We start from the raw sequence: 24,823 nt of genomic DNA on the forward strand, positions 1-24,823 counted from the left end.
GTTCCGGATGTTTGAACACGGATAAGGCCGCCACCACCTGCCTGCTGCCACTCTGCGCAGCGCGCTTCCGATGGCCCCGACGCGAGGCGCGGGAGACGGAAATGAAAAGACCGCCCCATGGGCGGTCTTATTTATGGTTACTCAGGCTCCAATTCAGAGGCTGGGCAGAGTCCCGGCCGGGATCAGGTCGTTGTAGCTGGCACGGCCCAGCAGGGCGGCCGCCGCCTCGATGTCCGGTGCAAAGTACCTGTCCTTGTCATAGAAGCTGACCTCTTCCCGCAGACGGCCCTTGGCCAGCTCGATGAGCTCGGTGGAGCGCAGGGGAGCGCGGAAGTCGAGCCCCTGGGCCGCTGCCAGCAGTTCCACCGCCAGGATGCCACGGGTGTTCTCGGCCATGTCCGCCAGCCGGCGACCGGCGAAGGTGGCCATGGAGACGTGGTCCTCCTGGTTGGCCGAGGTGGGCAGGCTGTCCACCGAGGCCGGGTGGGCCAGGGTCTTGTTCTCGGAGGCCAGGGCCGCCGAGGTGACCTGGGCGATCATGAAGCCGGAGTTCACCCCGCCGTTGTTCACCAGGAAGGCCGGCAGGCCGGACATGCGCGAGTCGATGAGCAGCGCCATGCGCCGCTCCGACAGCGACCCGATCTCGGCGATGGCCAGGGCCAGGTTGTCGGCGGCAAAGGCCACGGGTTCTGCGTGGAAGTTGCCGCCGGAGATGATCTCCTCATCCTCGGCAAACACCAGGGGATTGTCGGAGACCGCATTCGCCTCGCACACCAGCACCTCGGCGGCCTGACGGATCTGGGTCAGGCAGGCACCCATCACCTGGGGCTGACAGCGCAGGGAGTAAGGATCCTGCACCTTCTCGCAGTTGTGGTGGGACATGCCGATCTCGCTGCCGTCCACCAGCAAGTGGCGGTAGCAGGCGGCCGCATCGATCTGGCCGCGCTGACCGCGCACCTCGTGGATGCGGGCATCGAACGGCCGGCGGCTGCCCAGCGCCGCTTCAACGCTCATGGCCCCTATGGTGATGGCGCCAGCGTAGAGATCCTCGGCATGGAACAGCCCTTCCAGCGCGAAGGCGGTGCTCGCCTGGGTGCCGTTGAGCAGGGCCAGCCCCTCTTTCGGCGCCAGGGCGATGGGCTCCAGCCCGGCAATCTTCAGGGCCGTGGCGGCGTCGATCAGCTCGCCCTTGTGACGGGCCTTGCCTTCACCGATCAGCAGGCAGCTCATGTGGGCCAGGGGCGCCAGATCGCCGGAAGCGCCGACGGAGCCCTTCTTCGGCACCACGGGGTAGACCTCGGCGTTGATAAGGGTCATCAGGGCCTCGAGCACCGTCAGCCGGATGCCGGAGAAGCCACGAGCGAGCGAGTTGACCTTGAGCACCATCATCAACCGTACGGTGGCGTCCTCCATGTACTCGCCAATCCCTGCCGCATGGGAGAGCACGATGGAACGCTGCAGCTCGTCCAGCTGCTCCACCGGAATGCGGGTGTTGGCCAGCAGGCCAAAGCCGGTGTTGATGCCGTAGACCACCCGGTTTTGCTCGATCACCTTGGTGACCACGGCGGCGGAGGCGTGGATCCCCGCCAGAGCAGCCGGATCCAGGCTGACGTGTACCGACTCGCGACTGACACGACGCAGGGTGGCGAGGCAGAGTTTGCCCGGTTGCAGATTGAGTTCGAACATCTTATTTCACCCCTTTGCCGGTGGCGTCTATCATCGGCAGATCCAGTTTCGCCTCAACGGCACAGTTGATGGCAATCTCGTAGCCGGCGTCGGCGTGACGCATCACCCCGGTGGCCGGGTCGTTGCGCAGCACGCGGCCGACCCGCTTGGCGGCATCGTCGGTGCCGTCACAGACGATCACCACGCCGGAGTGCTGGGAGAAGCCCATGCCCACACCGCCACCGTGGTGCAGGGAAACCCAGGTCGCGCCGCCGGCGGTGTTGAGCAGGGCGTTGAGCAGCGGCCAGTCGGAAACGGCGTCGGAACCATCCATCATGGATTCGGTCTCGCGGTTCGGGCTCGCCACCGAGCCGGAGTCAAGGTGGTCACGGCCGATGACGACCGGAGCCTTCAGCTCGCCATTCTTCACCATCTCATTGAAGGCCAGGCCCAGGCGCACCCGATCCTTGACGCCAACCCAGCAGATCCGCGCCGGCAGGCCCTGGAAGGCGATGCGCTCGCGGGCCATGTCGAGCCAGTTGTGCAGGTGGGGATCGTCCGGGATCAGCTCTTTTACCTTCTGGTCGGTCTTGTAGATGTCTTCCGGCTCGCCGGAGAGCGCCACCCAGCGGAACGGGCCAATGCCCTCGCAGAACAGCGGGCGGATGTAGGCCGGCACGAAGCCCGGGAAGTCGAAGGCATTCTTGACCCCCTCTTCCAGCGCCATCTGGCGGATGTTGTTGCCGTAATCGAGCGTGGCGGCGCCGCGGGATTGCAGGGTCAGCATGGCTTCGACCTGACGGGCCATGGAGCGGCGAGCCGCCACGTTGACCTCGTCCGGTGCGCTCTTTTGCAGATCGCGCCATTGGGCCACACTCCAGCCCTGGGGCAGGTAGCCGTGTACCGGGTCATGGGCGGAGGTCTGGTCGGTCACCACGTCCGGCGTGATGCCGCGAGCCACCAGCTCGGCGAAGACGTCGGCGGCGTTGCCGAGCAGGCCGACGGAGACGGCGGTGCCGCTGCGTTTGGCCTCCTCGATCATGGCCAGCGCCTCATCCAGGCTGTGGGCCTTCTTGTCGACATAGCGGGTACGCAGACGGAAATCGATACGGGTCTCGTCGCACTCCACGGCGATCATGGAGAAACCGGCCATGGTGGCAGCAAGGGGCTGGGCACCGCCCATGCCACCCAGGCCCCCGGTCAGGATCCAGCGGCCTTTGGGCTCGCCATTGAAGTGCTGGTTCGCCACCGCGAAGAAGGTCTCGTAGGTGCCCTGCACGATGCCCTGGGTGCCGATGTAGATCCAGGAGCCAGCAGTCATCTGGCCGTACATCATCAAACCCTTTTTATCGAGCTCGTTGAAGTGCTCCCAGTTGGCCCAGTGGGGCACCAGGTTGGAGTTGGCGATGAGCACCCGCGGCGCATCCTTGTGGGTCTGGAACACCCCGACCGGCTTGCCGGATTGCACCAGCAGGGTCTGATCGTCCTCGAGCCGGGTCAGTACCTCGACGATCTTGTCATAGCAGGCCCAGTTGCGGGCGGCGCGGCCGATGCCGCCGTACACCACCAGGGACTGGGGATGCTCGGCAACATCCGGATCCAGATTGTTCATCAGCATCCGCAGTGGCGCTTCGGTGAGCCAGCTCTTGGCGGTCAGCTGGGTGCCGTGGGGAGCACGGATCACGCGGCTCGGATCGTGGCGGGGATCCTGGTGTTGTACAGACATAGACACTCCTTGTTTAGCGATGCAGTCAGGCGGCGCGGTGCGCCACTACTTGGTCAACTGGTGAACCAGGCGCGCGGCCACGCGGGCACTGCGGTTGTCCTGATCCTGGTTCGGGTTGTACTCGGCCAGATCGGCGAGCCTGAGCTTGCCGCTGGCCCGGATATGGGCGATGAGCGGTTCGATGACCGCCAGCTCCACGCCGCGAGCGGCGGGAGCGCTCACTCCCGGCATCACCGCCGCCGGCAGCACGTCGAGATCGATGGTGAGATAGAGGTGGTCGCAACGGGCGATGAAGGCATCCAGCCCGCCTAGCAAGGCTGGCAGCTCGGTCGGCGTCATCGCCTCGTCCAGCACGTGCCAGACTCCCAGCGCCTCGGCGCGGGCAAAGAGCGCCGCGGTATTGGCGGTTTCGGCCACCCCGAGACAGGCATAGTGAAAGGGGGTGCCCTGGGCGGCGCACTGCTCGGCAATCTGGAAGAAGGGGGTGCCCGAGCTCGCCTGCTCCTGTTTCATGCGCAGATCGAAGTGGGCGTCGAAATTGATGATCCCGACCCGTCCTTCACCGCCAAGATGACGGTTCAGGCCGCTCCAGCTACCGAACGCCACCTCGTGGCCGCCTCCCAGCACCAGGGGGAAGTGTCCCTGATCCAGTGCACTCGCCACCCGCTCGGCCAAGCGCCCGTGGGCGGCGTCAAGATCGCCGTCCTCACAGGCCAGATCCCCGCCGTCATAGACGGGGCCGCCCAGATGCCAGGCCGTGTTGGCCAGCAGCTTGCGCACCGCCAGCGGTGCACCGGCCGCGCCGACCCGCCCCTTGTTGCGGCGCACCCCTTCGTCACAGGCAAAGCCGAGCAGCACCACGCCGGGTTCGCGATTCCCCTGCCAGGGTTGCACCCTATCGTGCCAGCGCAGGGCCAGCTCGCCGTCTTCGGGATCCTGACGCCCCTGCCAGACCGACATGTCGATCCCGTTGAACTTATCCATGAAGGGTCTCCTCCCCGTTGACCACACGGCTCACCAGCTGATCGACACCGATGAGGTAGCTGAGCTCGGCCGGATGGCCGCAGTTCCAGACAAGGAAATCCGCCAGCATGCCGACCTTGAGCTGCCCCAGCCCTTCCTGCTCGCCAAGCGCCCTGGCGGCGTGGCGGGTCACCCCGGCCATGGCCTCCACCGGGGTCAGGCCAAACAGGGTGCAGGCCATGTTCATGGCCATGCGCAGGGAGACGATGGGAGCCGTGCCCGGGTTGATGTCGGAGGAGACAGCCATGGGTACCCCCGCCTTGCGCAAGGCGGCGATCGGGGGCAGCTTGGTCTCCTTGAGGAAATAGAAAGCGGTGGGCAGCAGGGTGGCGACCACGCCACGGTGAGCCAACGCCTGGATCCCATCCTGATCCAGATATTCCAGATGATCCACCGAGAGGGCGCCGAAGTGGGCGGCGAGCGTGCTGCCCCCCAGGTTGGAGAGCTGATCCATGTGCCCTTTCACCGCGAGGTTGTACTGATCCGCCGCCAGATAGACTTGCTCGGTCTGGGCAAGGGAGAAGCCGATGTGTTCGCAGAAGACATCCACCGCATCCGCGAGACCTGCCTCGGCCGCCGCCGGGATGATCTCCTGGCAGATGGTCTCGACCCAGGAGTCGGGATCGTCGCGATACTCCGGCGGCACCGCATGGGCCGCCAGCAGCGTGGTCTTGACCCGGATGGGCTGCGTCTCTCCCAGACGACGGGCCACCCGCAACATCTTGAGCTCGTCTTCCAGGGTGAGGCCGTAGCCGGACTTGATTTCGACTGTGGTGACCCCTTCCCGGATCAGGGACTTGATCCGCGGCAACGCCAGCTCATAGAGCCGCTCCTCGCTGGCTGCCCGGGTGGCGCGCACCGTGCTGATGATGCCGCCCCCCTTGCGGGCAATCTCCGCATAGGGGACTCCCTTCTGGCGAAGTTCGAACTCTTCGGCGCGGCTGCCGGCGAAGATGAGGTGGGTGTGGCAATCGATAAGACCGGGGGTGACCAGCTTCCCCTTCATGTCCTGCCAGGAGGCGGCATAGGGGCCCTTGAGATCCTGCATGGGGACCAGAGCGTGGATCTTGCCATCCCGCACGCCAAGGGCATGGGGCTCCAGCAGGCCGTAGTCCGCCAGATCGGGGCGCAGGGTGGCGGGTGTCACGTTGAGCCAGACCCGCTCGCAGTTCAACAGTTCCTTGTTCATACCGACCTCTAAATGTATATACAATAATTTATAGCCGATCTCTGAAAAGAAAGAAAGGATCAAGTTCACATCTTGATAACAGCGGCTTTATTAGAGTGTAAGCACAAAAAAGCCCACCGAGAGGTGGGCTTTTAAATGCTTAATCTGTATATACAATTATGCGAGGCGCGTCTTGGAGCTCAGCTTGTAGCGGGAACCCGGCGACAACAATCTGGCATAGGAGACCAGACAGCCGTCTGACCAGGTGCGCCGGTGCAGCAGCAGGCAGGGGGTGTCGACCCTCACTTGCAGCAGTCCGGCTTCACCAGCACTCGGCAACACGGCTTCTACCACGTGCTCCATCTCGGAGAGGGGGCAGATCTCCATCAGATAGCTGTTTGGCGTCTGCTGGGTGAAATCCTGCTCGCCATAGCCGGGCAGTCGCTCGGCATCGACGAAGCGCTCCTCCAGTTGCAGCGGCTCCCCATCGGCCTGATGGACGATAAGGCTGTGAAAGGTGGGCGCCCCGACCCGCAGGCCCAGACGCACCGCCACTTTCTCGTCGGCGGCCTGACGTTGCAGCCGGATCACCCGCGCGCTGTACTCGCTGCCCCGCTCGGCGATCTCGTCTGCAATATTGCGAATCGCCAGGAGCGGCGACTCGGTGCGCCTGTCGGCCACGAAACTGCCGGATCCGGCGGTGCGCACCAGCCAGCCTTCGGCCACCAGTTCACGCAGCGCCTTGTTCACCGTCATGCGACTCACGGCAAACTGCTCGCACAGGGCGGCCTCGGTCGGGATCCGGTCGCCCGCCTGATAGTGGCGTTCGCGGATCCCGTCCAGGATGTGCTGCTTTATCTGAAGGTAGAGCGCAGGAGCCACCGGCTGGTCCTCAGCGACGACGGTGGGGTGGACGCATGTCCGGCCAGGCGCGATAGACGTCAGGGATCTGGTCAGGGCCGCTGATGCAGAGATCGAGATCGTGCAGCAGGCCATCCTTGATGCCGTAGATCCAGCCGTGCACCGCCAGCTCCTGCCCCTTGCGCCAGGCATTCTGGATGATGGTGGTGTGACAGACGTTGGCGACCTGCTCGGCCACGTTCAGCTCGCACAGGTAGTCGAAGCGCTCGTGCTCATCCTCGATGGCTTCGAGCTGTTCGCCGTATTTGAAGTAGACGTCCTTGATGTTGCGCAGCCAGTTGTCGATGAGACCCAGCTCCTGGTTCTGCATCGCAGCCTTGACCCCACCGCAGCCATAGTGGCCGCAGACGATGATGTGCTTCACCTTGAGCACCTCCACCGCGTATTGCAGCACCGAGAGGCAGTTGAAGTCGGTGTGCACCACCAGGTTGGCGACGTTGCGGTGGACAAAGACGTCCCCCGGCAAGAGCCCCATCAGCTGGTTGGCGGGAACCCGGCTGTCGGAACAGCCGATCCAGAGGTACTCGGGGGCCTGCTGGGCGGACAGGGTAGCGAAGAAATTGGGATCCTCGGCCTTGATCCGTTCCGCCCACTCGCGGTTGTTGGTAAACAAGTCGTTCAACAGTTTCACTTCTGCTCTCCCTACTGTGGCAGTGGCGGCAACATACCATACACAAGGGTAACCAAGGCAAGGCCGACCAGATCCCCGCAAAACAAAAACAGGGCCATCAGGCCCTGCTTCTTACCGGAGGAGGCCGTCAGGCATCCATGGCATCTTTCAGCTTCTTGAGCGCGTTTTTCTCAAGCTGGCGCACCCGCTCGGCCGAGACGCCGTAAGTATCGGCCAGCTCCTGCAGGGTGGTCTTGCTCTCGTCATCGAGCCAGCGGGCACGGATGATGTGCTGGCTGCGCTCGTCCAGGGTCGCCATGGCCGCACTCAGGCGACGGGTGGCATGGCTGTCCCAGTTGTCGTTCTCGATGTTCGCCGCGAGATCGGAAGATTTGTCTTCCAGATAGTGCACCGGCGCGAAGCCACCCTCGTCTTCATCGTCACCGACCAGATCGAAGGCCTGATCGTAATTGCTCATGCGCGCTTCCATCTCGGTGACGTCGGCAGCGGATACTCCGAGGTCGGCAGCCACGGCCTGCACCTCTTCGTGGTTCAGCCAGCCCAGACGCTTCTTGGACTTGCGCAGGTTGAAGAACAGCTTGCGCTGGGCCTTGGTGGTCGCCACCTTGACCATGCGCCAGTTGCGCAACACATATTCGTGGATTTCGGCCTTGATCCAGTGCACGGCGAAGGAGACCAGACGCACGCCCACGCTCGGGTCGAAGCGTTTGACGGCTTTCATCAGGCCGATGTTGCCTTCCTGCACCAGATCGGCCTGAGGCAGGCCATAGCCGGAGTAGCTCTTGGCCACGTGAACGACAAAACGCAGGTGCGACATAACGAGCTGGCGTGCAGCTTCGAGATCGCCATCCTGCTGCAGACGCATCGCCAGTTCGCGCTCTTCCTCTGCGCTCAGCACAGGGATCGAGTTGACGGCCTGGATATAGCCTTCCAGACTACCTTGCGGAATCAGAGCCATAGTGCGTTGCAATGAAGTTCCCATGTTCTACCTCTTACTTTTCAATCGAATCAGTCTAACACCCTGAGAAGACGTGTCTACCGACCAGGTATCATTCTGCGTGCTGCATCATACATCACCCCAGCATGAACCCGGCCTATCTTAGGCTGACGGCATGAATCATAAATGAACAGTCAAAAAAAAGGGGTCACAGTAAAGGACCCCTGAAAAGTAGCATGCTAAGTCCATTGTTGCGGAGCTCGCAACCTTCACATGCTTGCCAAGTCAGACGAGCAAGGCATAGGGGCCATACCCGTATTCATTCTGCTGCAGTCAATAGACCATTGATAAATCAAAAGGTTCAGAGGATCCACATATGATCCTCGGCGCAGACACCATTCAGATTACTCTGAGAAAGTGGCCCGTGCCAGAAACGGGCCACTCTTTTACTTGATCCAGTTCGCAAAATCCAGCGCTTTAAAATGCTGACAAATTAATCAGGACGGTTCTATGTCGCGAATGTGCCTGTGCACCGAGAACCAGGAGGCGATCAACCCCAGCAGGGCGCCCAGCAGTATGAGATTGAAGCCGTCGAACGCCCCCATCCCCACCAGACGGAAGTTGCTGTTGTAGAGCCCCGCCAGCTCCTTCACCACCCCCTCGCTCCAGATCACCATCACCTCGGTCAGCCACCAGGCCAGCATGCCGCCAATGACCCCGAACCAGATGCCCGTATAGAGGAAGGGACGGTGGATGAAGGCATCGGTCGCTCCCACCAGCTTGAGCACTTCAATCTCGGAACGCTGGTTCAGGATATTCAGGCGCAGGGTGTTGCCCACGATCAGCAACACAGCGGAGAGCAGCAACACCGCGATACCTGTAATGGTGTGGCGCAGCAGGTTCATGATCCCCTGCAACCGGGTCAACCACTGCAGATCCAGCTTGCCCTGCTCGATACCGGGCTCGTTCTCCAGCTTGGCGAGCAGCTCGGCGGCCCCTTCGGGATTCTGCCAGCGCGGATCCGGGATCACGCTCAGCACCGGCGGCAGCGGGTTGCTGTCCAGATAATCCAGGGCATCACCGAAACCGGAGATCTCCCGAAATTCCCTGAGCGCCTCGTCACGGTTCATATAAGTGACGGACTCCACTTCCGGATAGAGCAGGATCCGCTGCTTCATGTCGAGGATGCTCTGCTCCGGCAGATCCTTGCGCAGATAGAGGGAGATCTGGGAGCTGGTCTGCCAGCTCCCCTCTACCACTTCGGCATTCTTCAGCAATACGTGGAAACAGGAAGGCAGCGCCAGACTCACGCCAAGCACCGCCAGGGTCATCAGGGAGGCGAGCGGGTTGCGCCACAGCTCACCCAGGCTGGCAAAGGCCTGGCGCACGTGATCCACCCCATACATCATCAAACGACGCAACGGCGGCTGTTTATGACGAACAATAGCCATCAGCGATCCTCCCCGGACGAATACATGCGACCCGCCTTGAGGGTCAGGGTGCGGTAGCGCATCCGGGCGATCAGCCCCAGATCGTGAGTGGCAATCAGCACGGAGACGCCGAAGCGGTTGAACTCCTCGAACAGGCGCATGATGTCCATGGAAAGCTGGGGATCCAGGTTGCCGGTCGGCTCGTCCGCCAGCAGCAGGGGCGGCTTGTTGACGATGGCGCGGGCGATGCCGACCCGCTGCTGCTCACCGCCGGAGAGCATGCGCGGCTGGTAGCGCTCCTTGCCGAGCAGCCCGACCTTGTCGAGCGCCGCCGCCACCCGCTTGTTGATGTCCCCATGGCTGTAGCCATCGATCACCAGGGGCAGGGCGACGTTGTCGAACACGGTACGATCCATCAACAGGCGGTGATCCTGGAAGATCATGCCGATCTGGCGGCGCACGTAGGGGATCTGACTGCGCTGGATGTGGCTGACGTCATCGCCGTGGAAGAAGACGCGGCCGTCGGTCGGCCGTTCCATCACGCTGATGAGCTTGAGGAGGGTACTCTTGCCCGCCCCCGAATGGCCGGTCAGGAAGGCCATCTCCCCCTTGCGCAGGTGAAAACTGACCTTTTGCAGCGCTTGATGACCGCCACTGTAGACCTTGCTGACCTTGTCAAAACGAATCATAACGGTTCCCTGAGATTGACAAACCCCGACCGGGATAAAGCATGGGGCGCTCACTCCCCCGTACCGACACAACACCTGGATGACAACACCGGTCGCAACCATGCCGCATGTCATCCTTGCCCGGATGAGCCATACCTGCGCTCTCATAGTGACATACCCCGACCGGAGTCGGGGTATGGAACACGTGCTTGTCACGGCCGGGCCGACTCATGTCGGCCGGATTTATTCTTCGCGGCTGAAGAGCGCCTCGATGAAGTCGTTGGCGACGAACGGGCGCAGATCGTCGATCCCCTCGCCCACCCCGATGTAGCGGATCGGGATCTGGAACTTGTCGGCCACCGCGAAGATGACCCCCCCCTTGGCAGTGCCGTCCAGCTTGGTGAGGGTGATGCCGGTCAGGCCCACCGCCTCGCTGAACAGCTTGGCCTGGCTCAATGCGTTCTGGCCGGTGCCTGCGTCCAGAGTCAGCATGATCTCGTGGGGCGCCGCATCGTCCAGCTTTTTCATCACCCGCACCACCTTCTTGAGCTCCTCCATCAGGTTGCTCTTGTTCTGCAGGCGGCCGGCGGTATCGGCGATCAGCACGTCAGCCCCGCGGGAGCGGGCAGCCTCGATGGCGTCATAGATGACGGAGGCGGAGTCGGCACCGGTGTGCTGGGCAATCACCGGAATGTTGTTGCGCTGACCCCACACCTGCAGCTGCTCGACCGCAGCGGCACGGAAGGTATCGCCAGCGGCCAGCATCACGCTCTTGCCCTCGGCCTGGAACTGTTTGGCCAGCTTGCCGATGGTGGTGGTCTTGCCGACGCCGTTCACACCGACCATCAGGATGACGTAAGGCTTCTTGCTGGTGTCGATCACCAGGGGCTGCTCGACCTTGGCCAGCATCTCGCCCATATCCTGTTTGAGCAGACCGTAGAGCGCCTCGGCATCCTTGAGCTGCTTGCGGTCCGCGTGCTGTACCAGCCCCTCGATGATGCGGGTGGTGGTGTCGACGCCAAGATCGGCGGTCAGCAGCTGGGTCTCCAGCTCTTCGAACAGATCGTCATCGATCTTCTTGCCGCTGAACAGGCCGAAGAAACCGGAGCCGATATTCTCCCTGGTACGCACCAGGCTGCGTTTGAGGCGGGCAAAGAAGCCCTCCCGCTGCGGCTTCTCCTGAGTGTCGTCGTCCACCTTGGCGGCCAGTGGCAGAGCGGCCAGGGCAGCGGCCTCAGCCTCCATCGCGGCGACCAGACGCAAATCTTCCGCTCGTTGGGCCTCTTTGGCGACACGGGCTTCCTCGGCAGCCTGAGCTTCGGCGGCAACACGAGCCTCTTCCGCAGCACGGGCCTCGGCGGCAATACGGGCTTCTTCCGCGGCACGGGCTTCGGCAGCGATGCGAGCCTCTTCCGCAGCGCGGGCTTCGGCAGCGATGCGAGCCTCTTCTGCAGCGCGAGCCTCGGCGGCAATACGGGCTTCTTCTGCAGCGCGAGCCTCGGCGGCAACACGAGCCTCTTCCGCAGCGCGAGCTTCGGCGGCAACACGGACCTCTTCTGCGGCTCGGGCTTCGGCGGCAACACGAGCCTCTTCCGCAGCGCGAGCTTCGGCGGCAACACGGGCCTCTTCTGCAGCGCGAGCCTCGGCGGCAATACGGGCCTCTTCTGCGGCGCGGGCTTCGGCGGCAACACGAGCCTCTTCCGCAGCGCGAGCTTCGGCGGCAACACGAGCCTCTTCCGCAGCGCGAGCTTCGGCGGCAACAATGGCTTCGTCTGCGACCTGAGCTTCGGTGGCGATCAAGGCCTCATTGACGATGACGGGCTCAAGCTCGCCCTCCGGCTCTTCCACAACCAGGGGGCCTTCGTCAGGGCCGCTCAGCGGCGCTTCGGGCTTGGCGGCGGGGGCATCAGCCGGGGCAACATCGGCGACAGGCGCGGGAACAGCGGCGGCCTCCGACTCGACTACCGCCAGGGTAGCGTCGGGCGCCTGCGATGGAACGGCCTCAGCCTCTTCTTTCTTGCGGCCGAAACCCAGCCAGGAAAACAAACCTTTTGCCATCTAAAAATACTCACATCAAAGGCTGACTGCTAAGATAGCCGTCCCTCGGCGGGTCGGCATAAAAATGAACCGCCTTATACTATCACTTTATTTTCTGACGACGAAACGCGATGCCCAGAGTGAAATCCAGCCGTAACAGCCCGAGCAAGAGCCCGGCCCCCCAGGGGCGAGCGGGCGTGGTACGAATCATCAGCGGCCAATGGAAGGGGCGCAAACTCCCCGTCAGGGATGTAGAAGGGCTCAGACCCACCACGGATCGCGTCAAGGAGACCATCTTCAACTGGCTGGCTCCCCACGTGCGCGGTACCCGCTGCCTGGATCTGTTCGCCGGCAGCGGCGGGCTGGGGCTGGAAGCCTTGTCCCGCTATGCCGAACAGGTCACCCTGATCGAGATGGACAGAGGCGCCGCCGACCAGCTCAAGAAGAACCTGACGACCCTGGGCAGCAGCCAGGGGCAGGTGATCCAGGCCGATGCCGTGAGCTGGCTGCAAGGCCCGGCCACGCCCTTCGACCTGGTCTTTCTGGACCCACCGTTTCGTCGCGAGCTGCTGCCCCAGGTGTGCGAGCTGCTCGAGCAGCGCGGCTGGCTGGCATCCGATGCCCTCATCTATCTGGAGCGGGAAAAAGAGATGGCCGATCTGACGTTGCCCGCCAGCTGGACACTACTCAAGGACAAGCAGGCTGGTCAGGTCTGCTATCAACTCTATGTACGGGAGGTAAACGATGAAGCGGGTGTTTAATCTGTTGGCGATGGGGGTGCTGCTGTTCTTCTGGTTCGGTGTGGCACTCGCCCTGCTGGGCACCCTGCCGGGCAAACTGAACGGCTTTCTGCCGGTGTGCGGCGTCATCGTGATATTGATGCACTGGGTACAGGCCAGCATGATCAAGGCGGCCTGCAAACCCTACTTCGCGGTCACTCGTCTCGAATTCACCCAGGTGCTGATCTTCGGGGTGTTCGGCATGATGGATATCCGCACCAAGCTGCAGGCCATCATAGACGCCAGGAAGAAGGGAGAGACTCCCCCCAGGGCCGACTAGGCCACCCCCGGCCCGACCAGAAGGAGTGATTCGTCACTCCTTTTGCGTTTTTCCGAGGCTGATTCCCAGCTTGATGGAGAGAGCGGCGAGCAGCAGCAGCATGGCAATGAGGGAGAAGAAGTTGCTGCCAAGCTCGGGGTACTGCACCTTGACCAGGGCAGAATGGCCGAACACGCCGATAAAGAAGCAGAGCAGGATGCAGCTGGGTGTGTTGCCCACCATGGGCTCATGGCGATAGTGCTGATAGAGCTGGCTGGCCGCCAGCAACAGGGCGATGAGGGGGTAGAAGGAGAAGGGGACGACCGACTCCGTCAAGGCCGACAGGAAGGCATCGCCACAGATACCGATCAGCAGGGCCAGCACCAGGGGCTTCTTCGGAATCGCGTTCGGTTCATGCATGAGGCTGTCCATCCTTGCGTTATGTGAGAGATTCGTGGCGCTTGCGGTTCTGCACCTCGGCGCCCATGGCGATCATCCGCAACTGGCTGATGGTGCGCTCCGACAGTGCCTTGCACTCTTCCGGAGTCATGTCGAGGGCGTCTGCACCGGCGCTGAAGACGATGGTCACCATGGCCTCGGCCTGGATATAGGCCTCTTCCCGTGGCGCCTGCGTGGTGGCTTCCAGATAATCGGTCAGCTCGGCGATGAAGTGCTGGATCTCCCGGGCCACCGCCTGACGGAATGCAGCCGAGGTGCCGGAGCGCTCGCGCAGCAGCAGCCGGAAGATGTTCGGGTTGTTTTCGACGAATTCCATGAAGGTCTGCACCGAGGTGCTGATGACGCTGCCACCACCGGCAATGCGCTGGCGCGCCTGGCGCATCAGTTGGCGCAGGGTCAGCCCTCCCTCGTCCACCAGCGTCAGCCCCAGCTCTTCCATGTCCCGAAAGTGGCGATAGAAGGAGGTCGGCGCTATGCCCGCCTCTCTGGCCACTTCCCGCAGGCTGAGGTTGGAGAAACTGCGGTTGGCGCAGAGTTGACTGAACGCCGCCTCGATCAGCGTACGCCGGGTTTTTTCTTTTTGTTGCGCGCGAATACCCACGAAAACAGTCACCTTGAGATTAGCGAGGCCAGATGATAACCCGAAGGCGGGGCCGGGATCAGGTTTGTCTCCGACTTTTTTACCATTGACCCGCATTCCGGCTCAATGGAGAATAGTGAACAGCTGTTCGCTGAAAGGAGCCGAGTGAAATGGACCGCCCCCCGATCATCATGACCAACACCCTGCTGTTCGCCCTCTCCGGGCTGACGGCACTGATAGCGGTCCCCTGGTATGGACTGAGCCAGGGCTACGACCTCTGGCAGTGGCTCTGCTTCCTGCTGCTGTTCTGCTATTGCGGCATCTCCATCACCGCCGGCTACCACAGGCTCTGGTCCCACAAGGCCTACAAGGCGCACCCGGCCTTGCAATGGATCTTCGCCATCGGAGGCGCGCTCGCCCTGCAGAACTCGGCGCTGCACTGGTCCTCGGATCATCGCCGCCACCACCGCCACGTGGATGACAACCAGAAGGATCCCTACAGTGCGGGTCGCGGCTTCTGGTACTCCCACATCGGCTGGATGCTGCGGGAATACCAGCGCGATACCTACCACGACTACAGCAATGTGCGCGACCTGCAAAACAACCCCGTAGTCGCCTTCCAGCACAGGCACTATCTGGCCCTGGCTCTGGTCACCAACATCGGCATTCCGCTGCTGCTCGGCCTCCTGCACGGGGATCTGCTCGGCATGATGCTGCTGGCCGGGGTGCTGCGCATGGTGATGACCCATCACACCACCTTCTTCATCAACTCCCTGGCCCACATCTGGGGCAGCCAGCCGTTCACGGATCGCAACAGCGCCCGGGACAACGGCATCCTGGCCTTCTTCACCTTTGGCGAGGGCTATCACAACTTCCATCACCTGTTCGAGAACGACTACCGCAACGGTATTCAGTGGTGGCAGTTCGATCCCACCAAGTGGCTGATCCGCACAGCCGCCTGGTGCGGGCTCGCCAAAGACCTGAGATCCTGCCCGGAGGAACGCATCGAACAGGCCAGGCTGGAGATGCAGCTCAAGCGCGCCCAGGCCAGAGTGCACAAGCAGGATGACAGGGAACGCTGGCAGGCACTGCTGCAGGAGGAGTACGACAAGCTGAGCCTGCAGATCCAGCACTACTATGCCAGCCGCAAGTCACTGCTGGAGCAGCGCAAGCGCACAGCCCTCGCACGCTACGACAGGCTCAGGCTGCAACTGGAGTACCGCACGTTGCGAGACGGTTTCCTCGTTGCCAAGCGCAACTGGAGTCGTCTGCTGGCGGGCCTCGCCTGATCGCCGAGACATCACGCAAAAGACCGACAGCAGGCGGTCTTTTTTATTGAACAAGTGGACGGCGGGCATAAAAAAATGGGGCAACATTCGCATGTCACCCCCTCGCAAATAGCATGTTCCATATTGGGCTCCCGCAACCACGGGGGTCTGTCTGGCATCACGGGTTTCCGCTCCCGATCCGCCTCGCCTGCCGGAGCAATCCGGTTGGCCCATTTCCCCTGTTGCCGTCACCCACACGGCAGACCAGCCGCCGTGTTTGTCCTTGCACTCGAGATACTACGCAGTTAAATAAAATAAAAAACCGTTCTACACGCACCTCTATGCAGTCGAGGCCCCTGGATTGTTACTGCACTCTTAATATAAATCGATTAAAAACAATACTATACAATCCAGTCCCGTCTTTGGATGGCAAACGTTATCCTCGAAGGCGCACAAGGCTTTGCGAGATCTCGCACAAGGCGGATCCCACTCACAACCAACGATGCAAAGGTAACCAATCGCTCAATTGCGCCAGCAGGCGCCGCCATGCAGAGGGGGACGCCACCACCGGGTGCACGGCCTGCTGCAACCAGCCATCGATGAGTTGCTGCAACTCGTCGCACAGCGTCGGGCTATGGAGGTGCAGCATCAGCTCGGTGTTGAGCATCAGGGAGCGGGGATCCAGGTTGAAACTGCCGAGCAGCGCCTCCTCCTTCCCCATCAGGATCAGCTTGGCATGCAGACTGAACGCCTCCGTCGTCAGCTCGAACAGGGTGATCCCCTGACGCTCGAGCCAGGGACGGTGACGTCGATAGGCGCCATAGACCAGGGGCACGTCCGTGCTGGCCAGGGAGTTGGTCAGGATCTCGATGTCGACCCCCTGCCGTCGCTGCCCCTTGAGCCGGCGACGCAGCCCCCGAGTCAGGATCAGGTAAGGGCTCACCAACCTCAGGGCCCCCTGATTGCTCGCCAGCATGCGTCCCAGCAGGGGCGCCGTGGTCGGCCGGGCGACCAGCCCCTTGCCGGGGCGATCGAACCAGCACTGCCCTCGCCCGGGATGCCAGCAAAGGGGAACGGGGCACTCATCAAACAGAGTGGCCGGCAGATCATAGGCGGCCGCCATGGCGGGGTCGGTCAGGGTCAGCAGGAAGTCGTTCAGGGCCCGGGTTTCGGCTGGCAGCAAGGGGCGTCTCAACAGGCGACGGACCGGGTGACTCCAGCGACTGTGCCAGAACAGCGCGAACCCTTGCTCGGCCTGCTGACAGAGGGGGCCGCGGCAGACCAGATCCAGGTCGATGAAGTGAGGCGGCATCCCCAGCCCGAAGTAACGATCACCGATGTTGCGCCCGCCGATCACCGCCTGGCTGCCATCCACCAGCAGCAGCTTGTTGTGCATCCGGTGGTTGATGCGGCGAAAGCTCAGCACCCCTTCCAGCAGCAAGGTAAGGGGACGCCAGCCCCGCAGCCAGAAGGGGTTGAACAGGCGCACCTCGATGCCCGGTTCCGCCGCCACCGCCTCCAGAAAGCGGTTCTCCCCGCCGTAGAGATCGTCGATGAGCAGTTGCACTACCACTCCGCGCCGGGCCGCCCGCACCAGCTCCGCCAGCAGCAGCTTGCCGCTGCCGTCCTCTTCCCAGCTGTAATACTGGGCGAGGATCCGGTGGCGGGCCTGGCGGATCAACTGGCATCGGGCCTTGAGGGCGGCGCCGGGATCGGCGAGCAAGGCAAACTCGGCGGGGATCAAGGGTCATCTCCCTGTCATCTGGTGGTGGCATAACCCAGACAACCGCCCCGATAGCCCAGTGTCAAGGAGCCGATGATGGAACTGCGCGACCACCCCTCCCTCAGTCAGAGACCCCATGCCAGCCAACCGGATCCCACCCCGGCCAGGCTGTTGATGCCCTGGTACCAGCAGCACCGGGATCTGGGCTGGGAGCCCCTTGCACAGCATCACGAGGCTCTCCTCCCCGGCCAGCATTGACAGGCTCAGGGCTGCACCGCCTCGATGGCCTCTGACTTGCCCTCCAGCTGGGGCAGGCTGAAACGGTAGGCCACGTAGTATTTGTAGATGGTGCCAACGTAGTTGATGGGCCCCTGGCCCACGTCGTTGGCCACCAGCTGCTCCACGTTGCCGAACCAGACGTTCGGATCCAGCCCCTTGTCGGCCGCCTTGGCCTGCAATGCCTGGACCCGGTTCGGACCCGCATTGTAGGCGGCCAGGGCGAACAGATGGCGATTGAGTCTGTCCATCCCGGGATCGTTGAAGTAGGTGTCCAGGATGAGTCGCATGTAGCGACAGGCCGCCTCCACATTGCCCTCCAGACTGGTGAGTCTGGCACCGCGGATCCCCACCTCCTTGCCGGTACTCGGCAGCAGTTGCATGATGCCGACGGCCCCCCGGTGAGAGCCGACATTGGGATTGAGCCCCGACTCCTTGTAAGCCAGCGCGGCCAGCATCAGCCAGTCCAGCTGATACTTGTCCGCCTGGGCCTCCAGTACCTTGCGAATGGTCGACAGGCGCCCCAGCGGGTCCGGCGCCAGTATGTTGCTCATGCGGTCGCTTTGCGCCAGCAGGCGGCGCAATGTCATGTCACTGTAGAGGGTCCGCTTGCTCGACTCCGAGATGTAGGCGTTCACCGCCTTGAGCAGCTCCGGGCTGTTGTTGCGCAGGGCCCAGGCGCTGCGCCCCTTGTCCCGCAGCGGTATCAGCCTGTGGGCCTTGAGACCGCCAATCATGTCGAGCCAGATCCGCCCCTTGAAGCTGTCGGTGACCGTCAGCGGAATGATCCCGGCTGACACCATCTCCAGCAGGTCCCCGTCCTGCAGGTATTCGGGAACCGTCTCGATGTAGACCGGGGGCAACCCCAGCTCCCGAAACAGCCAGTTGAGCTGGTGCAGGCTCTCGAAATAACTGGAGCTGGCTCGCACCCAGATCCGCCGGCCGGACAGCTGGGTGATGCGATTGAAGGCAGGGAGCTCCCGCTGGCTCACCACCCACTCCTCGATGGGGGCGATCAGCGGCTGGGAGAAGGTCACCTGCTCGCGCCGGGTGGGGGTGACCGTCAGGTTGGCGGCCACCAGATCCCCGCGCCCCTCGGCCAGATAGTCCAGCAGCTTGTCCTGGCGCACCGGGATATAAATGATCTTGAGCTTGAGCTTCTCCTTGGCCAGGTAGGTCTGGTTCAACCAGCGCTCGAATCCCTGAAGCTGATTGACCAGGATGCCGTACTGGGCTCCCTTGTCGAAAAAGAAAAACCCCCGCTCATAGACCACCAGGGCCCTGAGCTCTTTTTTTTGCAGGATGTGTTCGAGATCACCGGCCTGGGGCAGCAACTGCGGCTTGAGATCCGCCGCCAGCAGAGGGAGAGAGCAGAGAGCCAGCAGGGCCCAGATCCATCGCCGCATCATGATTTAACCACCTCGCTGTGGGCCGGTGCGCACCGTCGGGTCTGTCGCAGAAGGCGCCTGCGCCAAGTCATGGGGCGTCGCGGGATCTTCTGCCGATCGGCGCATGCCGGACGGAAAACGGATCGTCCGTGGGATAACTCACTATACAACGCAAAGGGAGGGAAAAAGCGAGGGGCAGAGCAAGACGGCAGGCAAGCCTGCCGTGTCATCACGATCTCAGAGGGAGCGGGCGCGCATCTCGAAGATCAGCTTCTCGGCGGTGCAGGTGAATTGCAGGCGGGCCTTCAGGATCACGCCATCCGGGCCCCGGCTCAGCTCGCTGCTGCTTTTGGCTTCGGCAGTGACCTGCTTGGCCAGCGCCTCGTAAGCTGCAAATTTCTCGCGGGCGTCGGCTTCTGCAGCGGCCTCGATCACCAGCTCCATGACGTCGTCACCTTCACCGATGATGGTGCCAATTTCGGCGAAACAGCCGCAACTGTCACAGGTCTCGTTCAGTTCCACTTTCTCGTCTACAGACATACGTTCACTCCTACTTATTCCGGATATTGTCATCGTCGCGCAAGGCGTTGCGAAAATCCCTGATGGCAGTGCCCAGATCCTCACCGGCGCCAGCCAAGCGTTTGCTGCCAAACACCACGACGACGACCACGAGCAGGATCAGCAGATGCCAGATATGAATGCCACCCAGTCCCATAGGGAGACTCCTGACTGTTAGATACCTGGAGGTTGTATCAAAAGAAAGCGTATCGATTGTTGGGCAAAATCAAGGCAGGTGCAAGTTGGTGAAAAAATCGCGCAAAAACGGCGACGAGGCGCAAAAAAATACGGCGACCATGGGCCGCCGTATGAGTCGGTGCTACTTGTCCCCTCAACCGCTACATCCTGTACCAGCCGCCACCAGGGCGAGAGACCCGTCGAGCATAGGATCGCCAAGATATGAAAACAAATGGTATATATTCATCTAGGAATTGAAGAGGATTCATATCATGTTGCTGGAACAGCTTGCACGCATAGACCTTAATTTGTTGATAATCCTGCAAGTCTTGCTGGAAGAGCGCAACGGCAGCCGGGCTGCACGCCGTTTGCACCTGAGCCAGTCCGCCGTCAGCAAGGCCCTCGGACGGTTGCGGGAGACCTTTGACGATCCCCTATTCGTGCGCTCGGCCTACGGGATGGATCCCACTCCCCGCGCCCTGGATCTCCAGCAGCAGCTACAACCCATACTGCTCTCCCTGGACAACCTGATCCAGCCGCCGGACTTCGATCCCGCCAGCACGGAGCGGGAGTTCGTCATTGCCAGCATGGACAGCGCCTTCACCCTGTTTGCCCCCCTCTACCTGAGCGAACTGAAGCGTCAGGCTCCTGGCATCCGCCTGCGCTACGAGGAGTGGACCGAGCACAGCCTGACCGAGATGAGCCAGGGCCAGGTGGATATCGCCTTCACGGTGCGGGAGAACTGCATCAATTCGGATTTTCGCCTCGACACCCTGCCCAACGCCATCTGCCAGCGGTTGCTCACCATCGACGATCTCACCTGCCTGGTGCAGCGGGATCACCCTGCCTTGCAGGAGCCCGAGTGGGATCTCGCCCGTTACCTCGCCTACCCCCACGTGCAGACCTACTGCGAGGGGCGGGATCGCTGGATGCTGGATCACAAGCTGGCGGAGCAGGATCTCTATCGCCGGATCGAGGCGACCGTGCCCTCCTTCGAGGCGGCCCTGCGCATGGGCATGCACTCGGACATGATAGTGACCCTCTCCCGGCTCTATGCCCGCCACGCGACCCAGGTCTATCCCCTGGTGCCGCTGCCGCTGCCCATCGCCCTGGACAGCATCTCTCACCTGCTCATCTGGCATCAGCGCCACGAGGAGGATCCGGGCCATCGCTGGCTGCGGGAGACCCTGCTCGCTCTCATCATGGGCAAGCTGGAAACCTCGGCGGACGGCCCGGCCGCTGCCGCCTGACGCGCAAAAAAAACGGGGCTCAAGAAGCCCCGTTTCACGTTGACATCAGCATTCGCCCCGTCAGTTCTGACCCGTCACCGCCAGATAGTGGTGTACCCCGTCCAGCAGCATCTGCACCGAGATCATCACCAGCAGCATGCCCATCAGCCGCTCCACCGCGGTGAGTCCTCGCTCACCCAGCAGCTTGTTGAACAGCTCGTAGAACATCAGGATCACGGCGCTGGCCCCCCAGGCCATCAGCAGGGCCAATGACCAGTCCACCATCCGGGTCGGCTCCTGGTTGGCCAGAAGCAGCAGGGAAGCCAGGATGGAGGGGCCTGCAATCATGGGGATGGCCATGGGCACCAGGAAGGGCTCCTCCCCCGCCGCCAGCCCGGTCACGCCACCGGGGCTCGGGAAGATCATCTTGATGGCGATGAGGAAGAGGATGATGCCCCCCGCGATGCTGACCGCCTCCTGACGCAGGTTGAGGAAGCTCAGGATCTGCTGACCGGCGAACAGGAAGCCCATCATGATCACCAGTGAAAACAACAGCTCCCGCAGCATTACCTTGCGTCGACGCTTGGGGTCGACATGGCGCAGGATGGAGAGGAAGACCGGCAGGTTGCCCAGCGGATCCATGATCAGAAACAGCATGACGGCAGCGGAGAATGTGTCCATAGAGCGCCCGGGCAGAACCTTTCAACAAGAGGGGAAGGAGGGCGAAATATAACAAAGGTGGCGGGATTCGGCGAGCGCCCCACCGCGCTCGCCACTGGCGATCATCCGTGGTTGCAGATCTTGTCAGCGCGGGTCTGGAACCCTGACTCCGAGTCGATGAACTTGCCGCGCCTGGCCAGGAAGTCGATCAGGGCGTCAGCGTCCATCTCGCTGGCGCTGCAGGTGTGGAACCGGGCCTCGGCACCGAAGCGCGAGGCGATCGCCGCCCTGAGGCTGGCCCGGGTAAACGGACTCTCCTGCTCCAGCATCATCTCCATCACTTCGTGACCGTGTATCGATTGGGACATCTCGAACCTCTTTAATAATCATGTCAGATGACAATTAAAGCCCGAAGCCCGGAGAGGGTTCTTGATATAGGCCAACAAAACGCCTTTTTTAACGCCAGCAGGCTGGTCGTGAGCGCCGCTTTGTCGATAATGTGGCAACCTGACGGGGGGATGGCTACACTGTCGCCCCTTTTTGCCACCGCAGACAGAAAATAAGGACATTGGCGTCATGCTGTTCCATGGATTGGTCTTCAAACCCTGGCGGATCTGGACCCGTCGCCCGCTCTGGTTGAAGACCCTGCTCGGCATGCTGACCGGGATAGGTCTGGGGCTCTGCTTCAGCGAGCAGGCCCTGCTGCTCAAGCCCATCGGCGTCCTGTTCGTCAACACCATCCAGATGCTGATGGTGCCCCTCATCTTCTGTTCCGTCCTGGCAGGCCTCACCGCCCTGCTCAAGGGCAAGCGGCTCGACCGCATCGCCGGCAAGGCTATCGGCTTCTATCTCTGCTCCACCGCCGTCGCCATCTGCATCGGCCTGATGATGGGCTGGCTGCTGGAGCCGGGCATGGGCGCCAATATGGGTCCTTATGAACGGGGCGCCATGGCGCAGCAACCCACCCTAGCCAGCGTGCTGAGCCACCTGGTGCCGCGCAACCCGGTGCAGGCCATGGGCGATGGCAAGATATTGCAGGTAATCGTGTTCGCCGTGGCCCTCGCTCTCGCCCTCAACGCCACCGGACGACGCGGCCGCCCCGCCATCCTGTTCTTTACCTCCCTGGCAGAGGGAATGTTCAAGCTGACCCAGATGGTGATGGCCCTGGCCCCCTATGGCGTCTGCGCCCTGATGGCCTGGATGACCGGCAAGTACGGCGTCAGCCTGCTGTTGCCGCTGCTCAAGGTGATCGGCGCCGTCTACCTCGGCTGCCTGCTCCACGTGCTTGGCGTCTACAGCAGCCTGCTGCTCCTGATGGCGCGCCTCAACCCGTTGCACTACTTCAAGAGCATCGTCGATGCCCAGGCGGTGGCCTTCACCAGCAGTTCAAGCAGCAGCACCCTGCCCATCAGCCTGGCCTGCGCCGAACGCAGGCTCGGGGTCTCCCCCGCCATCACCGCCAAGGTGCTGCCCATCGGCGCCACCATCAACATGGATGGCACCGCCCTCTATCAGGGAGTCACCGCCCTGTTCGTGGCCCAGGCCTTCGGGGTGGATCTGCATCTGGTGGACTACCTGACCATCATCAGCATCGTCACGCTGGCCAGCATAGGCACGGCGGGCACACCCGGTACCGGGCTGATGCTGCTGACCCTGACCCTCACTGCCGTGGGACTGCCGCTGGAAGGGGTGGCGCTCATCGCCGGCATAGACCGGATCCTCGACATGGCGCGCACCACGGTCAACGTCTCCGGCGACATCCTGGTCTCCGTGCTCATCGCCCGCAGCGAGAAGGAGCTGGATCTCGCTACCTACCACGATGCCCATGCGGGGGATGACATCGACTTCACCCTGCGCTGAGGGCGCGAGGGGCGTTCAATGATCCTGGGGATCGTGATGGCAGCGCCAGCAGATATCGAAGTTGGCACCGTTCTCCTCCCCGCACTGGCCGCACAGCCAGCCGTTGCCCTGGCGCTGCTGGTAGCGCTCGATGATCCGGCCCGCCCGCTGACGATCCCGCTCGTTCACCATCAGGGTCACTTGCAGCAGATCCACCGGCAGCTCCCCGAGCGCGCCGGAGAGTCCTTCGCCGCTGAGGCGCACCCTGACTCCCTCTACCTCCAAGGCCCCTTTCAGGGCATGCGCCTCCAGGGAGTGAGAGGCGCGATACAAGTTAATCCACTGATCCATACGTTGTCCTCGAAACCCTTGCCAGTGCCGTCATCACCAGCACTACCATCATTCCAGGGCGAGCATCTTCCGGGAGCGAGATGCCCGATACAGATTCATCCACCGCGCCATACGTTGTCCTCGAAACCCTTGCCAGTTCAATCATCGCCGCATCGGGCTCTTCACAGCAGCTTGTCGATACCGTAAGCCGGGCCGTTGGCCACCAGAAAATCGATGAATGCCCTCAGCTTGCGCGGCATCAGGCGCCGCTCGGGAAACAGCAGGTAGATGGGCACCCTGGGTTGCTGCCACTCCGGCAGCAAGGAGACCAGCGTCCCGTTCGCCAGCTCATCATGGCACAGCATGGCGGGCAGGGAAGCCAGCCCCAGCCCCGCCTTCGCCGCCTCCCTGGCACAGGTGATGTTGTTGACCTGGAAGCGGGACGGGGGATCCACCAGCACTTCACGATCATCCAGCTCGAAACACCAGTGCGAGGCGAGGAACCCCGTGCTGACCGCGATCCGCTCGTGATGCACCAGATCGGCGGGCCTCTGGATCACCGGGTGGCGCGCCAGATAGTCCGGGCTGGCACACAGCAGCCGCTCGGTGCTCCAGAGACGCCGCGCCGCCAGGTTGGAGTCGCTCATGTCGCCGACCCGCACGATGGCATCCAGCCCCTCGCTGATGGGATCCACGATGCGGTTGGTCAGCTCCAGCTCCACCTTCATGCCCGGATAGGCTTGCAGGAAGTTCGCCACCAGCCTGCCCACCACCAGCTGTCCCGTCTCGATGGGCACCGCCAGCTTGAGGGTCCCTGTCACCTCCTGCTGGCTGGCACTGAGCATCAGCTCGGCCTGGGCCAGCTCCTCCACTGCCTTGCTGCAGCGTAGATAATATTGTTCACCGGCTTCCGTCAGGGTGAGCTGCCGGGTGGAGCGATAGAGCAGCCGCGCGCCGAGACGCTGCTCCAGCTCGGCGATGCGGCGGCTCACCGTCGCCTTGGTCATGCCCAGCTCCTGGGCAGCGGCGGTAAAGGAGCCCTTGTCGACAATACGAACGAGGATTAAGGCAGCATTCAGGTCCATTGTTTCA

Annotated in this window: 26 protein-coding genes; 6 read left to right on the top strand and 20 right to left on the bottom strand. The window is 62.6% G+C overall.

What is annotated here, in order from left to right; translation table 11 throughout:
* Positions 1 to 153: 153 nt before the first annotated feature.
* From hutH to ftsY, 10 genes are all read right to left on the bottom strand, one after another.
* On the bottom strand, positions 154 to 1,686 hold the full coding sequence (gene hutH, locus PG879_RS11615) for a histidine ammonia-lyase (protein ID WP_270830220.1): 1,533 nt from the start codon (positions 1,684 to 1,686) through the stop codon (positions 154 to 156).
* A gap of 1 nt (position 1,687) precedes the next feature.
* A complete protein-coding gene (hutU, locus tag PG879_RS11620) occupies positions 1,688 to 3,391 on the bottom strand; it encodes a urocanate hydratase (protein WP_270830221.1) in 1,704 nt (567 codons plus the stop codon).
* A 45-nt stretch (positions 3,392 to 3,436) separates the two neighbouring features.
* Positions 3,437 to 4,375, bottom strand: coding sequence for a formimidoylglutamase (hutG, locus tag PG879_RS11625; protein WP_270830222.1), 939 nt, complete (start codon positions 4,373 to 4,375; stop codon positions 3,437 to 3,439).
* Positions 4,368 to 5,603, bottom strand: coding sequence for an imidazolonepropionase (hutI, locus tag PG879_RS11630; RefSeq protein WP_270830223.1), 1,236 nt, complete (start codon positions 5,601 to 5,603; stop codon positions 4,368 to 4,370). Before hutI ends, hutG begins: the two co-directional genes overlap by 8 nt.
* Positions 5,604 to 5,759: 156 nt before the next feature.
* Positions 5,760 to 6,464, bottom strand: a complete 705-nt coding sequence (gene hutC / locus PG879_RS11635) for a histidine utilization repressor (RefSeq protein WP_041212197.1) — start codon at positions 6,462 to 6,464, stop codon at positions 5,760 to 5,762.
* Positions 6,465 to 6,474: 10 nt separating this feature from the next.
* Positions 6,475 to 7,134, bottom strand: coding sequence for a carbonate dehydratase (can, locus tag PG879_RS11640; RefSeq protein ID WP_010672606.1), 660 nt, complete (start codon positions 7,132 to 7,134; stop codon positions 6,475 to 6,477).
* A 127-nt stretch (positions 7,135 to 7,261) separates the two neighbouring features.
* The gene (rpoH, locus tag PG879_RS11645; protein WP_029313526.1) at positions 7,262 to 8,116 is read right to left on the bottom strand and encodes an RNA polymerase sigma factor RpoH; all 855 of its coding nucleotides are present in this window, start codon (positions 8,114 to 8,116) and stop codon (positions 7,262 to 7,264) included.
* A 452-nt stretch (positions 8,117 to 8,568) separates the two neighbouring features.
* A complete protein-coding gene (gene ftsX, locus PG879_RS11650; protein ID WP_029313524.1) occupies positions 8,569 to 9,522 on the bottom strand; it encodes a permease-like cell division protein FtsX in 954 nt (317 codons plus the stop codon).
* Positions 9,522 to 10,190 (bottom strand): cell division ATP-binding protein FtsE, encoded by a 669-nt coding sequence (gene ftsE / locus PG879_RS11655; RefSeq protein ID WP_010672603.1) that lies wholly within the window; start codon positions 10,188 to 10,190, stop codon positions 9,522 to 9,524. The genes ftsX and ftsE overlap by 1 nt, the downstream gene beginning before the upstream one ends.
* Before the next feature lie 222 nt (positions 10,191 to 10,412).
* Positions 10,413 to 12,227: a signal recognition particle-docking protein FtsY gene (gene ftsY, locus PG879_RS11660; RefSeq protein WP_270830224.1), complete on the bottom strand. Its 1,815-nt coding sequence runs from the start codon at positions 12,225 to 12,227 to the stop codon at positions 10,413 to 10,415.
* A 110-nt stretch (positions 12,228 to 12,337) separates the two neighbouring features.
* Between ftsY and rsmD the strand changes: the two genes are divergently transcribed.
* Both rsmD and PG879_RS11670 read left to right on the top strand, forming a co-directional pair.
* Positions 12,338 to 12,967, top strand: a complete 630-nt coding sequence (gene rsmD / locus PG879_RS11665) for a 16S rRNA (guanine(966)-N(2))-methyltransferase RsmD (protein WP_039040411.1) — start codon at positions 12,338 to 12,340, stop codon at positions 12,965 to 12,967.
* Positions 12,951 to 13,265 (top strand): DUF1145 domain-containing protein, encoded by a 315-nt coding sequence (locus PG879_RS11670; protein ID WP_010672600.1) that lies wholly within the window; start codon positions 12,951 to 12,953, stop codon positions 13,263 to 13,265. Before rsmD ends, PG879_RS11670 begins: the two co-directional genes overlap by 17 nt.
* A gap of 33 nt (positions 13,266 to 13,298) precedes the next feature.
* Here PG879_RS11670 and PG879_RS11675 read toward each other — a convergent pair whose 3' ends face one another.
* A complete protein-coding gene (locus PG879_RS11675; protein ID WP_010672599.1) occupies positions 13,299 to 13,664 on the bottom strand; it encodes a YijD family membrane protein in 366 nt (121 codons plus the stop codon).
* Between the two features lie 19 nt (positions 13,665 to 13,683).
* Positions 13,684 to 14,304 carry an HTH-type transcriptional repressor FabR gene (gene fabR, locus PG879_RS11680; RefSeq protein WP_010672598.1) on the bottom strand — a complete coding sequence of 207 codons (621 nt, stop codon included), beginning with the start codon at positions 14,302 to 14,304 and terminating at the stop codon, positions 13,684 to 13,686.
* Between the two features lie 149 nt (positions 14,305 to 14,453).
* Between fabR and PG879_RS11685 the strand changes: the two genes are divergently transcribed.
* Positions 14,454 to 15,572 carry a fatty acid desaturase gene (locus PG879_RS11685; RefSeq protein ID WP_039040410.1) on the top strand — a complete coding sequence of 373 codons (1,119 nt, stop codon included), beginning with the start codon at positions 14,454 to 14,456 and terminating at the stop codon, positions 15,570 to 15,572.
* Between the two features lie 469 nt (positions 15,573 to 16,041).
* On the opposite strand, the gene PG879_RS11690 is transcribed toward PG879_RS11685, so the two are convergent.
* The gene (locus PG879_RS11690; protein ID WP_182935675.1) at positions 16,042 to 17,295 is read right to left on the bottom strand and encodes a phospholipase D-like domain-containing protein; all 1,254 of its coding nucleotides are present in this window, start codon (positions 17,293 to 17,295) and stop codon (positions 16,042 to 16,044) included.
* 75 nt (positions 17,296 to 17,370) lie between these two features.
* Between PG879_RS11690 and PG879_RS11695 the strand changes: the two genes are divergently transcribed.
* Positions 17,371 to 17,532, top strand: a complete 162-nt coding sequence (locus tag PG879_RS11695; protein WP_270830226.1) for a hypothetical protein — start codon at positions 17,371 to 17,373, stop codon at positions 17,530 to 17,532.
* Positions 17,533 to 17,537: 5 nt separating this feature from the next.
* Here PG879_RS11695 and PG879_RS11700 read toward each other — a convergent pair whose 3' ends face one another.
* From PG879_RS11700 to tatA, 3 genes are all read right to left on the bottom strand, one after another.
* Complete coding sequence (locus PG879_RS11700; RefSeq protein ID WP_010672594.1) at positions 17,538 to 18,959, bottom strand: lytic transglycosylase F; 1,422 nt, start codon at positions 18,957 to 18,959, stop codon at positions 17,538 to 17,540.
* Between the two features lie 216 nt (positions 18,960 to 19,175).
* Positions 19,176 to 19,478: a YfcZ/YiiS family protein gene (locus PG879_RS11705; RefSeq protein ID WP_010672593.1), complete on the bottom strand. Its 303-nt coding sequence runs from the start codon at positions 19,476 to 19,478 to the stop codon at positions 19,176 to 19,178.
* A 10-nt stretch (positions 19,479 to 19,488) separates the two neighbouring features.
* Positions 19,489 to 19,653, bottom strand: coding sequence for a twin-arginine translocase TatA/TatE family subunit (gene tatA, locus PG879_RS11710; protein WP_010672592.1), 165 nt, complete (start codon positions 19,651 to 19,653; stop codon positions 19,489 to 19,491).
* Between the two features lie 292 nt (positions 19,654 to 19,945).
* Here tatA and PG879_RS11715 point away from each other — a divergent pair, with 292 nt between their 5' ends.
* Positions 19,946 to 20,923, top strand: coding sequence for a LysR substrate-binding domain-containing protein (locus tag PG879_RS11715; RefSeq protein ID WP_010672591.1), 978 nt, complete (start codon positions 19,946 to 19,948; stop codon positions 20,921 to 20,923).
* A gap of 60 nt (positions 20,924 to 20,983) precedes the next feature.
* On the opposite strand, the gene PG879_RS11720 is transcribed toward PG879_RS11715, so the two are convergent.
* Together PG879_RS11720 and PG879_RS11725 are read right to left on the bottom strand one after the other, a co-directional pair.
* Positions 20,984 to 21,583: a YhgN family NAAT transporter gene (locus PG879_RS11720; protein ID WP_010672590.1), complete on the bottom strand. Its 600-nt coding sequence runs from the start codon at positions 21,581 to 21,583 to the stop codon at positions 20,984 to 20,986.
* A gap of 101 nt (positions 21,584 to 21,684) precedes the next feature.
* Positions 21,685 to 21,930, bottom strand: a complete 246-nt coding sequence (locus tag PG879_RS11725; protein ID WP_039040405.1) for a YecH family metal-binding protein — start codon at positions 21,928 to 21,930, stop codon at positions 21,685 to 21,687.
* A gap of 208 nt (positions 21,931 to 22,138) precedes the next feature.
* Here PG879_RS11725 and PG879_RS11730 point away from each other — a divergent pair, with 208 nt between their 5' ends.
* Positions 22,139 to 23,422 carry a dicarboxylate/amino acid:cation symporter gene (locus tag PG879_RS11730; protein ID WP_041214291.1) on the top strand — a complete coding sequence of 428 codons (1,284 nt, stop codon included), beginning with the start codon at positions 22,139 to 22,141 and terminating at the stop codon, positions 23,420 to 23,422.
* A 15-nt stretch (positions 23,423 to 23,437) separates the two neighbouring features.
* Here PG879_RS11730 and PG879_RS11735 read toward each other — a convergent pair whose 3' ends face one another.
* Both PG879_RS11735 and PG879_RS11740 read right to left on the bottom strand, forming a co-directional pair.
* Positions 23,438 to 23,752: a putative signal transducing protein gene (locus PG879_RS11735; protein ID WP_010672587.1), complete on the bottom strand. Its 315-nt coding sequence runs from the start codon at positions 23,750 to 23,752 to the stop codon at positions 23,438 to 23,440.
* 161 nt (positions 23,753 to 23,913) lie between these two features.
* Positions 23,914 to 24,816 (bottom strand): LysR family transcriptional regulator, encoded by a 903-nt coding sequence (locus PG879_RS11740; RefSeq protein ID WP_010672586.1) that lies wholly within the window; start codon positions 24,814 to 24,816, stop codon positions 23,914 to 23,916.
* Positions 24,817 to 24,823: the final 7 nt, after the last annotated feature.

The sequence above is a fragment of the Aeromonas sp. QDB63 genome, from assembly GCF_027707425.1.
GTDB classification, from domain to species: Bacteria; Pseudomonadota; Gammaproteobacteria; order Enterobacterales; family Aeromonadaceae; genus Aeromonas; species Aeromonas caviae.

What these genes read in the sequence shown, in the direction of transcription:
- hutH (WP_270830220.1), bottom strand. Translation starts at nt 1,686, where the DNA reads ATGTTCGAACTCAATCTGCAACCGGGCAAACTCTGCCTCGCCACCCTG.
- hutU (WP_270830221.1), bottom strand. Translation starts at nt 3,391, where the DNA reads ATGTCTGTACAACACCAGGATCCCCGCCACGATCCGAGCCGCGTGATC.
- hutG (WP_270830222.1), bottom strand. Translation starts at nt 4,375, where the DNA reads ATGGATAAGTTCAACGGGATCGACATGTCGGTCTGGCAGGGGCGTCAG.
- hutI (WP_270830223.1), bottom strand. Translation starts at nt 5,603, where the DNA reads ATGAACAAGGAACTGTTGAACTGCGAGCGGGTCTGGCTCAACGTGACA.
- rpoH (WP_029313526.1), bottom strand. Translation starts at nt 8,116, where the DNA reads ATGGGAACTTCATTGCAACGCACTATGGCTCTGATTCCGCAAGGTAGT.
- ftsX (WP_029313524.1), bottom strand. Translation starts at nt 9,522, where the DNA reads ATGGCTATTGTTCGTCATAAACAGCCGCCGTTGCGTCGTTTGATGATG.
- ftsE (WP_010672603.1), bottom strand. Translation starts at nt 10,190, where the DNA reads ATGATTCGTTTTGACAAGGTCAGCAAGGTCTACAGTGGCGGTCATCAA.
- ftsY (WP_270830224.1), bottom strand. Translation starts at nt 12,227, where the DNA reads ATGGCAAAAGGTTTGTTTTCCTGGCTGGGTTTCGGCCGCAAGAAAGAA.
- rsmD (WP_039040411.1), top strand. Translation starts at nt 12,338, where the DNA reads ATGCCCAGAGTGAAATCCAGCCGTAACAGCCCGAGCAAGAGCCCGGCC.
- PG879_RS11670 (WP_010672600.1), top strand. Translation starts at nt 12,951, where the DNA reads ATGAAGCGGGTGTTTAATCTGTTGGCGATGGGGGTGCTGCTGTTCTTC.
- PG879_RS11675 (WP_010672599.1), bottom strand. Translation starts at nt 13,664, where the DNA reads ATGCATGAACCGAACGCGATTCCGAAGAAGCCCCTGGTGCTGGCCCTG.
- PG879_RS11685 (WP_039040410.1), top strand. Translation starts at nt 14,454, where the DNA reads ATGGACCGCCCCCCGATCATCATGACCAACACCCTGCTGTTCGCCCTC.
- PG879_RS11695 (WP_270830226.1), top strand. Translation starts at nt 17,371, where the DNA reads ATGGAACTGCGCGACCACCCCTCCCTCAGTCAGAGACCCCATGCCAGC.
- PG879_RS11700 (WP_010672594.1), bottom strand. Translation starts at nt 18,959, where the DNA reads ATGATGCGGCGATGGATCTGGGCCCTGCTGGCTCTCTGCTCTCTCCCT.
- PG879_RS11705 (WP_010672593.1), bottom strand. Translation starts at nt 19,478, where the DNA reads ATGTCTGTAGACGAGAAAGTGGAACTGAACGAGACCTGTGACAGTTGC.
- tatA (WP_010672592.1), bottom strand. Translation starts at nt 19,653, where the DNA reads ATGGGACTGGGTGGCATTCATATCTGGCATCTGCTGATCCTGCTCGTG.
- PG879_RS11715 (WP_010672591.1), top strand. Translation starts at nt 19,946, where the DNA reads ATGTTGCTGGAACAGCTTGCACGCATAGACCTTAATTTGTTGATAATC.
- PG879_RS11720 (WP_010672590.1), bottom strand. Translation starts at nt 21,583, where the DNA reads ATGGACACATTCTCCGCTGCCGTCATGCTGTTTCTGATCATGGATCCG.
- PG879_RS11725 (WP_039040405.1), bottom strand. Translation starts at nt 21,930, where the DNA reads ATGTCCCAATCGATACACGGTCACGAAGTGATGGAGATGATGCTGGAG.
- PG879_RS11730 (WP_041214291.1), top strand. Translation starts at nt 22,139, where the DNA reads ATGCTGTTCCATGGATTGGTCTTCAAACCCTGGCGGATCTGGACCCGT.
- PG879_RS11735 (WP_010672587.1), bottom strand. Translation starts at nt 23,752, where the DNA reads ATGGATCAGTGGATTAACTTGTATCGCGCCTCTCACTCCCTGGAGGCG.
- PG879_RS11740 (WP_010672586.1), bottom strand. Translation starts at nt 24,816, where the DNA reads ATGGACCTGAATGCTGCCTTAATCCTCGTTCGTATTGTCGACAAGGGC.